Here is a 13,001-nt window from a genome sequence, read left to right as displayed (position 1 = left end):
ACCTTGCGATCCGATCACACCGCCGAGGATTCCCCCGACAAGCATGCCAGCAGGACCGAAGATTCGGCCAACACCTGCGCCAACAGCCATTCCAGCGACAGTATTCCCCTTCCGATTATCTGCTCGCCGCACGGTGGACAGCGGCGCGCGCTTGAGCCCGTTGGCGTGGCGGATCGACCGCGTCGAGCGATGTTGCTTTGATCGATTGCAGCTGATACAAGCTGCGAAAAGATTGTTTCCGTGATGTGATCCCCCATGGGCGCGCGGTCGTGAGTGGTCAACCTCCCATGCACCGCGCCGGCCAACCGTCGCGTAGTTACATGCGGCGATCTTCTTCCCGCAGAGGTGACACTCCCCGCCCGTTCGATGGTAGATCGCGGTTAACTGCTGATCGGAGTAACCCATTTGCTTCCTCGCTCTAGTTCGGAAAATGTTCGGGACAATTGATTGTGGGAAGAGTGCGCGAATCACGCAAGTGGATAGAATCGGGGTAAATGAACATTGATGAAACCAATCCGGCACTCTGCAAGCGACCGTGTCAGGGATGCCCGAACGTTCGAGGGACCACACGTCACACCGGCTGCTGCGCTTCGCGCGGCACCGGCGCGGGGACTTCGCCGAGCTTGCGGAGGAGGGGGGTCATCGTGACGCCCTGGGCGATGACGGAGAAGGCGACCACGGCGAAGCAGACGGAGACGATGGCGTCGTGGTGCGGCACTGTGGCGGGAAGACCGAGCGCCAGCGCCAGTGCCAGGGCACCGCGCAGCCCGCCCCAGAACAGCACGTGCTGGTGCGCCATGCTCACCCGCAGCCGCGAGCCGGCGAACAGCGCGCAGCACGCGTAGACCGCGACGGCGCGGCCCACCGTCACGAGGGCGATCACGATCACCGCCGCCTGCCAGACGGCGGACAGCTTCTCCACGCCCGTGCTTATGCCGATCAGCAGGAAGATCAGCGAGTTCGCCACGAACCCCACGTACTCCCAGAACGACTCCACCGCCTCGCGCCCGCGGTCGCTGATGGCGCCCAGCGCGCCCGTGTTGCCGATCACCAGGCCCGCCGTCATCGTCGCCAGCACGCCGGAGAGGTGGAAGTGCTCGGCGAGGACGAACGAGCCGTAGGCCGCCACCGTCGTGAAGGTGATCTCCACCAGGTGGTCGGTGGTGCGCCACGCAAGCAGCAGCAGCCCGCCCGCCATCAGCCCGCCGCACAGCACGCCGCCCAGCATCGTCGCCACGAAGCTCCACGCGACGCCGCCTGCGCCGACGCTCCCGCCGGTGGTCGCAGCCAGCGCCACCGCGAACAGCACGGCCACCACGCCGTCGTTGAACAGGCTCTCGGCCTCCACCAGCAGGCGCAGGCGGCCCTTCACGCCCGCTTCCTTGAAGGTCGCGATCACCGACACCGGGTCCGTCGCGGAGATGAGCACGCCCAGCAGCAGCGCGGCAGGCCACTCCCAGCCCGCGATCAGGTACAGCCCGCCTGCGGTGACCGCGGCGGCGAGCAGCACGCCCAGTGTCGCAAGCACCATCACCACGGCCATGTCGCGCCGCAGCTCGCGCCAGTGGATGTGGAACGCCGCCTCGAAGATGAGCGGCGGCAGGAACGCGGTGAAGATCAGCTCCTTGGTCAGCCGCAGGTCCACCGCGGACGGGAAGACGGCCAGCCCCAGCCCCGCCAGCGTGAGCCCCACCGTATACGGCAGCCGCAGGCGGCGCGCGAGCATGGCCACCACCGCCGCGACCAGCAGAAGCATCTCGATGCGTTCCACGTGCAGCAGTTCCATGCGGCCGGCGGATGGTTGGGATCGGTGGATGGAAGGCGGGCGCCAGCGTCCCTCGCTCGCGTATTCGCACGCGGGGGCGACGCACGAGCGCGCGGCCGTCGCAAGTTCGGAGCCTTGCAGCCCGAAGCACGTTCCAGTTCCTACCCCGCGCTCCGTTGAGCGTGGCACAGAGTTGCTGTAGCTTCTCCCGTACGCCGGCCGCGCCGCGGGGTCGCGGGCCGAGGACGATCCTGGCCTGCTGGCCGGGTCGCGCGGAAGGGCGGAACCACGAGAGCGGGAGCGGGGGATGAAGATCGAGCTTTTCGCGGACATCGCGTGTCCGTGGTGCTACATCGGCGAGCGGCGGCTGCGGAAGGCGCTGGAAGATGCCGGTGTCGATGCCGACGTGGTGTGGCGTCCGTACCAGCTCCAGCCCGGCCTGCCGCGCGGGGGCATGCCGTGGGCGGAGCTGGTGGAGAAGAAGTTCGGCGGCGCCCAGCGCGCGGCGGGCATGTTCGCGCACGTCGCCAGCGCGGGCGCGCCGGAGGGCATCGAGTTCCGCTTCGACCGCATCACCGTCGCGCCCAGCACGCGCGACAGCCACCGGCTGATGATGCTGGCGGGCGAGCACGGCCGCACCTGGGAGATGGCAGAGGCGCTCTTCCGCGCCTACTTCACCGACGGCAAGGACGTCACCCGCGGCGCCGTGCTCGTGGAAGCCGCGAAGGAAGCGGGCATCGACGCGGCCGAAGCGTGGGCCGTCCTCGGCTCCGACCGCTACGAGCGCGAGGTGGACGCCGGCCAAGGCCGCGCGGCGGACGTGGGCGTGCAGGGCGTTCCCTTCTACGTCTTCGACGGCAAGTACGCCCTCTCAGGCGCGCAGCCCCCCGCCGTCTTCGCCGACGTCCTCCGCCAGGTCGCCACCAAGCAGCCCACGGCATAGCCCATCGCGCAGGCGGATGATGCAAGGAAGCCGGCCGTCCCATCTCGGACGACCGGCTTTCCTGCATCTCGCGCTTGATGTCATCGTGCGATGCGCATCCTAATCCAAGCCGGTCGGCAACGGCAGACTTTGCGCAGTCGCTACGTTTCCACCACCAAGCCGTAGATGGTGATCAACGCCCTGCCGACGACTCACTCCACGGGCGGTGGCGGCGGAGCGAACAGCTCGTGCGAGAGGTAGCGCTCGCCGAAGTCGCAGATGATGGAGACGACCCGCTTCCCCGGCCCCAGCTCGCGCGCCACGTTTCGCGCCGCCCACGTGATCGCGCCGGACGAGATGCCGGTGAAGATGCCCTCCTCGCGCGCCAGGCGCCGCGCCATCTCCAGAGCGTCCGTGTACTCGACGGGGATGACCTGATCCACCACGGAAGCGTCGTAGTTCTTCGGGACGAAGCCTGCGCCGATGCCCTGGATCTTGTTGGGCCCCGGCGCGCCGCCGCTCAGCACCGGCGACGACGTCGGCTCCACCGCCACCACGCGCACCTTGTCGCCGAAGAGCTCCTTCAGCACCGCGCCCACACCCGCGATGGTGCCGCCCGTGCCCACGCCGGCGACGAACGCGTCGATGCGCCCGTCGGTGTCCTCCAGGATCTCCTCGGCCGTGGTGCGGCGGTGGATCTCCGGGTTCGCGGGGTTGTCGAATTGCGCGGGGTTCCAGCCGTTGGGCGTGCTCGCCACCAGCTCCAGCGCGCGGGCGATGGCGGCCTTGACGCCCTCGGAGCCGGGAGTGAGCACCACCTCCGCTCCCAGCGCCGCCAGCACCTGCCGCCGCTCCATCGTCACCGTGTCGGGCATCGTCACGATCAGCTTGTAGCCCTTCACGCACGCCGCGAATGCCAGGCCGATGCCCGTGTTGCCCGACGTGGGCTCGATCAGCACCGTCTCGCCGGGGCGGATGGTGCCCGCGCGCTCCGCCGCCTCCAGCATCGCCACGCCGATGCGGTCCTTCACCGAGTCCATCGGGTTCTGCGACTCCAGCTTCACGATCATCTCCGCGCTTCCGGGCTCGGAGATGCGGTTCAGGCGCACCAGCGGCGTGTAGCCGATCAGCTCCAGCATGTCGTTCGCGATCTTGGGGCGCTGCGGCATGGAAAGCTCCTCGCTGAATAGTCGTGTGAACAGGGATCGTCTTCTCGGGCCCGTCCAACGGCTCACGCCGCGTCTGGGAGATGCGCTGCGTCTGGTTTACGCGCGTTCGCGGGCGAGCCGGCCGGTACATCGCCGCGCCGCCATGCTTGATTCGAAAGGAAGGTCGGAGGAGCGTCGTTCGATGCGCATCCCGCAGTCTACCATCGGCCCTACCGGGGTGCAATCGCCATCACCGGATCAAGGCGACAAATCGCAGTTTACCCGATCCACCTCGTGCGGGGGCACTCGGCGAAAAGAAGATCATTGCAGTTTCGACTCGCGCAACCAAATTTGTCGTAATTGAGCCGACTCAGAACCTACCAGTATCGGAGTTCCATGGACGCGTTCACAGAAATCATCGAGAGCACAATTAGATTTACGTTTCGCACGATGTGGTTCATCATAAGGGGGTTGTTTGGTTTAGTGTTTGGGGCATTCAAGAAACCCGAGGGACCGCGGCCTTCACTTCCTCCGAGTAATCTCCCGCCTACCTTCAAGGGTGTATGGCGAGGAACGGTGCGAGACAACAGTCCGAATAGCTACAAGCATGGTTATACGATCATACTCGATTTCGACCAGTGGGTATCGACCACTCAAGCGACAGGGCCCGGCCATCGCGGAGCCACGGGACAGTTGAGATTAGTTGCGATTCGGGGAGACGAGATTGAGGTGGAGGAGGACGTAACAGGAGGGTATTCGATAGAGCATTCCGTTGACGGTGTATACGTCCTGCGGCCAAACGCCACGGGAACGGAACTCCGCTTGAAGTGGCGCGGCCAGTATCCTTCACGAGACATCTACGTGGCTAGTGGAACGATGCAGCGAACGGCTGGCCATCTAACCCGGTAATACCCAATCTGTGCAGACAGTGTGTGTATCGGAAGAGAAAATCATCAGCAATCCAGATGGTTTTTCTCGGTCGATACTCACACTCTTTCTGGGGACTTGGTATAAGCTCACATACTGAGCGAGATGAACGGCCCCGCGGCGAGATTGCCGCGGGGCCGTTTTCATCTACCGAAACTGCAGCGAGGTCAGCCGCCGGCGCCGACCTGGGTGGCCACGCGCTCGCCGGAAACCTTGCGGCCCACGGCGGCCTCGCCGTCGCCGGGCGCGGGGGCGAGCGGCCGGTCCGGCACCGCCTGCATCGCGCCCTGCTCCAGCCAGGCGTGCTTGCCCTTCAGCACGTCCTGCGACAGCCGGTAGGTGGCGTCGTCCTCGTTGTTGAACAGCTCGCCGAAGATCGCCTCGATCTTCTTGCGGGCGCGCAGGCAGAACACGTCGGCCATCTGCACCGCCTCGGCGCCGTTGGGCCCGCCGCGCAGCGACTGCGCGCGCACGACCGCGGCCGACATGGCGTACAACTCGCCGCCGATGTCCACGAAGCGGCCCAGCAGCTTCTGCTTGCGCTCCAGCTTGGCCTGGTAGATCCCCATCGCGTAGAAGAGCGTGCGGGCCAGCTTGCGCGACGTACGGTCGATGAAGCGCAGGTGCGTGGCCAGCTCGCCGAACTCGCCGTAGCGCGGCCAGTGGCCCCAGCCCACGAAGCGCTTGGGCAGCCAGCCGGCGTAGTGGATGCCCGCCTTGCCCATGGCCGCCAACTTCTGCCCGGCGCTGATGCCCGGCTTGATCAGGTCGCCCGCCACCTGCAGGTGCGTGTCCACCGCCTCGCGGGCGATGAACAGCTTCATGATCTCGCTAGATCCCTCGAAGATCAGGTTGATGCGGAAGTCGCGCATCATCCGCTCCACGGGTATCGGCACCTCGCCGCGGTTGGCGAGCGAGTCGGCCGTCTCGTAGCCGCGGCCGCCGCGGATCTGGAGGCAGTCGTCCATGATCTTCCAGCCCGCCTCGGTCGTCCACAGCTTTGCGATGGCCGCCTCCAGGCGGATGTCGTTGCGCGCCTGGTCCGCCAGCGCGCTGGACAGCTCGGCCATCGACTCCATGGCGAAGGTGTTGGCCGCCATCGCGCCCAGCATCTGCGCCACCGCGTCGTGCTTGCCCACGGGCGCGCCCCACTGCACGCGCTCGCTGGCCCACTTGCGGCAGATCTCCACCGCCACCTTGCCGCCCGCCGCCGCAGACATGGGCAGGGTGAGGCGGCCGGTGTTCAGCGTCATCAGCGCGAGCTTCAGGCCCTTGCCCTCGCCCAGGATGATGTTCTCGCGCGGCACCCGCACGTTGTCGAAGCGGATCACCGCGTTCTGGATCGCCTTCAGGCCCATGAAGCGGCAGCGGGCGGTGATCTCCACGCCCGGCGTGTCGGCCTCGACCACGAAGGCGGTGATCTGCGGGATCTCCTTGCCGTTCTTCATCTTGCTGGGCGTGCGCGCCATCACCACCAGCAGCTCGGCGATGAGCCCGTTCGTGCACCACAGCTTCTCGCCGTTCAGGATGAACGCCTCGCCGTCTTCCGTGAGCGTGGCGGTCGTGGTCATCGCGGCGGGGTCGGAGCCCACGGCCGGCTCGGTGAGCGCGAAGGCCGAGACCGCGCCCTTGGCCAGGCGCGGCAGGTACTTCTTCTTCTGCTCCGGCGTGCCGAACATCTTGATGGGCTGCGGCACCCCGATGGACTGGTGCGCGCTGAGCAGCGCGGTGAGCGAGCCGTCGCGGCTAGTCACCGTCTGGATGGCGCGGCCGTAGCCCACCTGGCTCAGCCCGATGCCGCCGTACTCCTCGGGGATCTTCATCCCGAAGGCGCCCATGTCCTTGAGGCCCTGCACCACCTCGGGCGGAAGCTCGCCGGTGCGGTCGATGGCGTCGGAATCGACGGTGTCCATGAACGCGCGCAGCTTCTCCACGTAGGCGTCGGTCTTGGCCTTGTCCTCGGGCGTCTGCTGCGGGTACGGGTGGATCAGGTCCAGCCGGAAGTTCCCGAGGAAAAGCTCGCGTACGAAGCTGGGCGCGGTCCACTCCGTCTCCCGCGCCGCCTCGGCGACGTCGCGCGACTCCTGCTCGGTGGGAGCGTTCCGGGCGTTCTTGTCACTCATCTCAGGTCCTCGGGAGCGGGTTGGGGGGACGGCCGGGGGGCACGCAACAAGCGGACCCCGAAGGGCCCCGCAGCCTGAACTTACGGGTGAGCCCCGCTCAGGCAATACCGTGCATTTTCCGGGTTCAGGCGTTTCCAATCCGCGCTTCCGGACGGATGGTGATCCGCGAGGCATCTCATCGGATGCGTGACGGGAGCTCCGTCGTGGCGGGCCGCTCCGGAGCGCGGTGGCGATACTGCCTGCCACCGGTCTCCTCCGCGGGGTCGGGGAGCCTCCTCCTCCGGCGGGCCGATACTGCCAGCCCCGCCTCCGTCCGGGGTCTCCCCGCCCGCTGCGCGAGCCCGCCGTCAGCGCCGTGGCTCGCTTATCCCCCACGCCCGGCGGTCTCGCTCCGCACATCTGTTTTCGGGTACGACGAACGACTCGTGCCGCAGCATCTCGATCGATCCGAGCTCCCTCACGACGGAGGCTCCCTTGTCCGACCCGATCTTGCCAGGCTTTCCGTTCACCCGGGATGAGTACAGCCGCGCGCTTCTCCTGATCAACCCGCCCGAGCTTGCCGACATGCTGACGGCCGCCCTCTATGACGCGAGCCCGGGCCGCATTGGCGTCACGATCATGGACGGCGACCTGCTCCTGCTGGCGGCACTGTCGGACGAGATGGGGGAGCGCGTCGTTGCTTTTCGGCCAAGTGTCCGGAAGATGGTGCGTACGATTAGAGCCGACCCGGCCGCTTTCATCGCCGGGATTCGCAAGGAGCACGGGGAAAGGCTGAGACGCTGAGGCGAGCCAACGCGAAGGAGCGGAGCCCGCCCTAGAGTGGACCCCGCTCCTTCGCACGTCACGAGGTCAGCAGGCGGTTCCGCGCTCGCTCCCCCTCACGGCCTCAAGGCAGCCCGCGCGCCGGATCGTCCTTGATGAAGTTCTTGACGATGTTGATGACCTCGTCCTTGGTCAGCGGCTCGTCGAAGGCCTGCGTGGCCGCCGCCGTGCGCTCGGTGGCGTCGATCACGTCCAGGCCCGTGAGGGTGGCCGCATCGATCATCACCGCGCTGGTGCCGTTGAACACCACGTGCTGCGTGTTGCTCTCCGGCGTCGCGCCGCCGTAGATGAGGTTCAGCGCAGCCACCACCTCCGCCGGCGGGTTGGCGATGTTGCCCGCGCCCGCCGCGGCGATCCCGCCGCCGCGCACGTAGCCGCTGAAGCGCAGCGACGTGTCGGCGGGGTTCCGCGCCCGGCGGATGCGGCGGATCTTGGCCGCGTGCCGCGCCTCCACACTGTGGATGCGGAGCGCGCTCTCCAGCGCCACGTCGGCGTTGTCGTTGCCGTTGATGAGCAGCCGGCCCGCCTGGCCCTTGTACGCGCGCACGCCGGTGTCCTCGAACGCCTGCGTGGCCAGGAGCAGGAAGTCCAGCTCCGTGGTGGCGCGGATGAACGGCCCCGCCCCCGTGCCGTTGCCGCCGGTGAAGTCGAAGTCGTTGGCCGTGATGGTCACCACCGTGCCGCCGAACTGCGGGATCACGGCCTTGAGGAAGTCCACGTGCTGCTGCTCGTGCTTCTGGATCTGCTGGATCGCCTGCTTGGCCGCGTCGGGAATCAGGGCGCGGACCGGGGCAAAGGCGTTGTTCTGCGCGGCCACGGCACTGGTGCCCAGCACCGCGCGGTAGAACTCGTTCTCCAGGTTCTCAAGGATGAAGGCGAACTTGAGCACGTCCACGATGTCGGCCGGCGTCTGCGCGAACGACTCCTTGGCGAGCGCGGCCAGCGCCACCGGCACCGAGGCCATGGCGATGCCGGCCGCGAACCGGCTGCTCGCCGCCGCCCCCCGCCGGATGGCGTCGCGCCGCGAAACCAGGCGCTCCGTGATCTCCGGGTCGATCCCGTCCAGGACCGTCTGCTGATGCTCTTCCATTTGCTCGTCTCCTGGTGCGGTTACGGGTTGGCGGGGAAGAAGTCGGCGCTGGGCACGCCCTGCGCGGCCGTGGGCGCCGCCGTGATGGCCGGGCTCGCCAGCGTGCCGGAGCGCAGGAGCCCGGTGGCGGCCACGCGCGTGAGCACCGCACCTGCCTCCAGCTTCACGTCGCGCCCGTTCGCGTCGATAATGTCGTCGCCCGCGAACGCCGTGTTCGCGTTCTGCCCCGCCGGCGGGGAGATGTCGCGCAGCGCCGCCGCGTGCCGCGCCTCGACCGAGGCGAACTTGCCGGCCAGCAGCAGGTTGCGCGCGTCCTGCAGGTACTTGCCCGCCCCGTTCAGCCCCGCCACCCCGATGTGCTCGAAGGTGCGCGCGGTGTTGACGATGTTCGTGCGGCTGGAGAGGATGGTGCTCAGCACGTTCGTGTCGATGGAGCCACGGATGTCGGGCACGGCCTGGCTGCCCAGTGCCGTGCGCAGGAACTCGCGGTGGATGATCTCGGTGTTGCGCAGGTCCACGAACAGCTCCTTCTCCTCGGCGCTGAAGCTGGCGAAGGTGCTGCTCGCCACCACCGCGGTGTAGAAGGCACCCTCCAGCTGCTCCAGCGTGTGCACCAGCCGGAAGATCCCCACGTCCGACCGCAGGTCGAACGACACGCCGGTGACGGGGCCCGGGATGGTGCCCGGACCCAGCGGGTTGTCGTTCCCGTCGTCGCTGCCGTCGCAGGCGGAGAACACGCTGGGCAGCATCATCACCGCCCCGCCGGCCAGCAGCCGCTGCACGAACCTGCGCCGCGTGCTGGCGAACATGAGGTCGCCCGCCCGCGCGATCACCAACGGTTCCCCCCGGCCCGGCTCTTCTCGGGTTTCCATGTGGCACTCCTCGCTCTGGTGTTGCTAGCCTGTCCTGGGACCGCGGGGTGGCTAGAGGACGCCCGCCGCCTGCGCCACCGGAACGGAACGCGACCCGGTCCATCCCGGCGCCGGAAGGGATGCAACGCTGTCACGCGGCCTCTCTGGCCGGCCGGTGGGACGCGGCCGGGGAATGCAATGCAGGGGCCACTTCCGCTACATTATACGTAGCGGTATTACCTCATCCGTTCCCACCCGCTACGTCCCGGACGTAGCACCGGGTCCGTCACAGCCGGCAGATGCGAGGCATTGCGAGTGAATCAGGAAGAGACGCGGCGGCACCTCCGCTACAGGATCATCGGGCTCGTCCACGTGGGGCGGCTCAAGCCCGGCGACCCGCTGCAGAGCATACGGCAGGTCGCGAAGGAGACGGGGGCCGACCACCGCGCCGTCGCGGCGGCCTACCGGGCACTGGAGGCGGAGGGGCTGGTGGAGATCCGGCCGGGCGCCGGCGTGTACCTGGCGCTCGGCGCGGGCGAGGGCGCCGTGCAGAGCGACACGGAGCGTTGGCTGAGCGGCCTGCTGCTGGAGGCGTGGAACCGGAAGGTGTCGCGCGACGAGCTGGCCACGCTGGTGGAGCGCACCGCCGCGGTCCCGCTGCGCTGCGCCTGCATCGAGAGCACCGACGACCACATGGTCGCCGTGTCCGAAGAGCTGAAGGGCGACTTCTCGCTCGACGTGGTGCCGGTCCTGGTGAGCACCAGCGCGTCTCCGGACTCCATCCCCCGCGAGCCGCTGAGGCGGGCAGACCTGGTGGTGACCACGGCCTTCCACGCGACCGCGGTACGCGCCGCGGCACTGCGCGCCGGCAAGCCGTGCGTGGTGCTCAGCCTCAACCCGGAGTTCTCGTCGGCCGTGGCGCGAACGCTCGAGCGGGGCGACGTCACCGCCGTGATCTCGGACCCGCGGTTCGGCGTCCGCGCGAAGGCGTACCTGGACGTGAGCGTTCACCGAGGCAGCTTCCGCTTCGTCCTCGTCGACGAGCTGGACGGCCCGCCGGGCGAAGGCCTCGATCTGGAGAGCGACCGCGTGCTCGTGACGCGCGCCGCGCGCCGCCGCCTCGGCCTGCCCGACTACCACCTGGTGCTGGAGGCCCCCGGCTACATCTCTCCGGACTCCGCCCGCGAGCTGTGCGAGCTGATCGTCCGTCTCGGCCTCCGCACGGAGAACGAGGATGCGCAGTGAAGCTTCAGCGGACGTGTGGCTGCGGATGCGAGCGGAATCTCAGCCGTCGGCGAAACCGTCGCATCTCACGCATCTCACGCATCTCACGCATCTCACGCATCTGCCGAGAAGCGGAGGAGCCAAGAGCTGAGCTTGGATGGCGGAGCAACTGAAGGCATCTTCGGGGATTTCGAATCTGATCCACCGCCGTTCATCTACGGATTCGATCTTCCGGACGGCATCTCCCGACTGCTCTGGTCGCGACGGATCAGCGTTGTCGTGTCGAGAGGCGAACGACGGTTGGTGATGCGGATTCGGTGTCGCTGGGGGCGAAGCGTCGGTGGGAAAAGGCGCGGAATCGCTCGCGCGCGATGCCGAAACGTTGACGAACGGCACCCCGAGCGGCGAATATCCCTGGTTGGCGCCCCGTGCGCCCTTCCTGACACGAGAGAACGAGCGGGCCCGCGCGGCCCTTCCGCAACACGAGGGAACACGTGGCAACGGTAGCCCCCCTGGATTTCGAGCGCGCCATCGCCGAGGTGGAGGAGCAGATCGGGCACCTCCGCGGCCTGGCCCGCGAGCGCGGCCTGGACGTGAGCACCGAACTGCGCTCGCTGGAGCGCAAGCTCACCGGCCTCAAGCAGGACACCTTCCGCAACCTGTCGCCCATCGAGCGCGTGCAGGTGGCGCGGCACCCGCGGCGGCCGTACACGCTGGACTACCTGGAGCTGGCCTTCACCGATTGGGTGGAGCTGGCCGGCGACCGCGCCTTCCGCGACGACGCCAGCATCGTGGGCGGCTGGGCGCGGCTGGACGGCGAGACGGTGATGGTGATCGGGCAGCAGAAGGGGCGCGACATGAAGGAGAACCTGCGCCGCAACTTCGGGATGCCGCACCCCGAGGGCTACCGCAAAGCGCTGCGATTGATGAAATTGGCGGAGAAGTTCAACCGCCCGCTCATCACCCTGATCGACACTCCCGGGGCCTACCCCGGCATCGGCGCCGAGGAGCGCGGGCAGGGCGAGGCCATCGCCCGCAACCTGCGCGAGATGGCCGCGCTCAAGGTCCCCAGCGTGGCCATCGTGATCGGCGAGGGCGGCTCCGGCGGCGCGCTGGCCATCGGCGTGGCCGACCGGGTGCTGATGCTGGAGAACAGCGTCTACTCGGTCATCTCGCCCGAGGGCTGCGCCGCGATCCTGTGGAAGAGCGGCTCGGAGCGCGAGAAGGCGGCGACGGCCATGCGCATCACCGCCGAGGACCTGATGGGCCTGGGCGTGATCGACGAGGTGATCCCCGAGCCCGCCGGCGGCGCGCACTCGGACTGGGAAGAGACGGTGGCCGCGGTGCGCGAGGCGCTCCTGCGGCACCTGGCGGAACTGCGCGGCATGCAGACGGACGAGCTGCGCCGCGCCCGCTGGGCGAAGTACATGGCGATGGGGGAGTGGCGGACGACCCGCTGACCCCGGTCTGCCCAAACGAACCGAACGTGTGCCCGCCCCGGCGGCACGCCGATGGATAGAGGTGTTTCCGGTGAGTCTTGAGCTTCCCGTGTTCCAGCCCGTCGCCCCCGCGGCCGGCTCTCCCCACCTGGTGGAGGTCGCCTTCAAGGGGATGCGGAAGGGCTTCTTCGCCTGCGCCGACCCCGCCATCCGGCCCACGGACTGGGTCTTGGTCGAGGTGGAGCGGGGCCGCGACGTGGGCCGCGTGCGCACCGTGGGCGGCGCCGCCCGCCAGAAGTGCGGCGAGGGCGCTGACGCCGGCGCCACCGTGCTCCGCCTGGCCAGCGACGACGAGGTGAAGCAGATGCACGTCCTCCGCGCCGACGAAGACCGGGTGCGGCGGGCCACGCGAGAGATGGTGGAGCAGCACGGGCTGAAGATGAAGGTCAGCGACGCCGAGTGGCAGTGGGACCGGAACAAGCTGACCATCTACTTCACCGCCGAGCGGCGGGTGGACTTCCGCCAGCTCGTCCGCGACCTGGCGCGCACCTTCCGCACGCGCATAGAGCTGAAGCAGATCGGGGTGCGCGACGAGGCGGCGCAGCTGGGCGGCGTGGGCCGCTGCGGGCGCCAGCTCTGCTGCGCGACCTGGCTGCGCGAGATCAAGCCCATCTCTCTCCAGCTGGCCAA

At 68.4% G+C, this 13,001-nt stretch carries 11 protein-coding genes; 6 read left to right on the top strand and 5 right to left on the bottom strand.

Annotation, left to right across the window (positions count from 1 at the left end; translation table 11 throughout):
* The coding region (locus tag VFE05_07975; GenBank protein HET6229990.1) for a hypothetical protein at positions 1–201 on the top strand (201 nt) is incomplete at its 5' end.
* 370 nt (positions 202–571) lie between these two features.
* Here VFE05_07975 and VFE05_07970 read toward each other — a convergent pair.
* A complete protein-coding gene (locus tag VFE05_07970; protein ID HET6229989.1) occupies positions 572–1,786 on the bottom strand; it encodes a sodium:proton antiporter in 1,215 nt (404 codons plus the stop codon).
* Positions 1,787–2,072: 286 nt separating this feature from the next.
* Between VFE05_07970 and VFE05_07965 the strand changes: the two genes are divergently transcribed.
* On the top strand, positions 2,073–2,708 hold the full coding sequence (locus VFE05_07965) for a DsbA family oxidoreductase (GenBank protein HET6229988.1): 636 nt from the start codon (positions 2,073–2,075) through the stop codon (positions 2,706–2,708).
* Between the two features lie 191 nt (positions 2,709–2,899).
* On the opposite strand, the gene cysK is transcribed toward VFE05_07965, so the two are convergent.
* The gene (gene cysK / locus VFE05_07960) at positions 2,900–3,856 is read right to left on the bottom strand and encodes a cysteine synthase A (protein ID HET6229987.1); all 957 of its coding nucleotides are present in this window, start codon (positions 3,854–3,856) and stop codon (positions 2,900–2,902) included.
* 1,073 nt (positions 3,857–4,929) lie between these two features.
* Positions 4,930–6,885, bottom strand: a complete 1,956-nt coding sequence (locus VFE05_07955) for an acyl-CoA dehydrogenase family protein (protein HET6229986.1) — start codon at positions 6,883–6,885, stop codon at positions 4,930–4,932.
* Between the two features lie 474 nt (positions 6,886–7,359).
* Between VFE05_07955 and VFE05_07950 the strand changes: the two genes are divergently transcribed.
* On the top strand, positions 7,360–7,668 hold the full coding sequence (locus VFE05_07950) for a hypothetical protein (protein ID HET6229985.1): 309 nt from the start codon (positions 7,360–7,362) through the stop codon (positions 7,666–7,668).
* A gap of 103 nt (positions 7,669–7,771) precedes the next feature.
* Here the strand turns inward: VFE05_07950 and VFE05_07945 are convergent, their stop codons facing one another.
* Both VFE05_07945 and VFE05_07940 read right to left on the bottom strand, forming a co-directional pair.
* A complete protein-coding gene (locus tag VFE05_07945; GenBank protein HET6229984.1) occupies positions 7,772–8,797 on the bottom strand; it encodes a ferritin-like domain-containing protein in 1,026 nt (341 codons plus the stop codon).
* 20 nt (positions 8,798–8,817) lie between these two features.
* A complete protein-coding gene (locus VFE05_07940; protein ID HET6229983.1) occupies positions 8,818–9,669 on the bottom strand; it encodes a ferritin-like domain-containing protein in 852 nt (283 codons plus the stop codon).
* Positions 9,670–9,963: 294 nt separating this feature from the next.
* On the opposite strand from VFE05_07940, the gene VFE05_07935 reads away from it, so the two are divergent.
* From VFE05_07935 to VFE05_07925, 3 genes are all read left to right on the top strand, one after another.
* Positions 9,964–10,893, top strand: a complete 930-nt coding sequence (locus tag VFE05_07935) for a GntR family transcriptional regulator (protein ID HET6229982.1) — start codon at positions 9,964–9,966, stop codon at positions 10,891–10,893.
* 473 nt (positions 10,894–11,366) lie between these two features.
* Positions 11,367–12,332 (top strand): acetyl-CoA carboxylase carboxyltransferase subunit alpha, encoded by a 966-nt coding sequence (locus tag VFE05_07930; GenBank protein ID HET6229981.1) that lies wholly within the window; start codon positions 11,367–11,369, stop codon positions 12,330–12,332.
* A 70-nt stretch (positions 12,333–12,402) separates the two neighbouring features.
* On the top strand, positions 12,403–13,001 hold a 599-nt coding region (locus tag VFE05_07925; protein HET6229980.1), incomplete at its 3' end, for a PSP1 domain-containing protein.

This window comes from Longimicrobiaceae bacterium (assembly GCA_035696245.1).
Classification (GTDB): domain Bacteria; phylum Gemmatimonadota; class Gemmatimonadetes; order Longimicrobiales; family Longimicrobiaceae; genus DASRQW01.
Note: the sequence above shows the minus strand (reverse complement) of the source record. Positions and strands in the feature narration are given on the sequence as shown.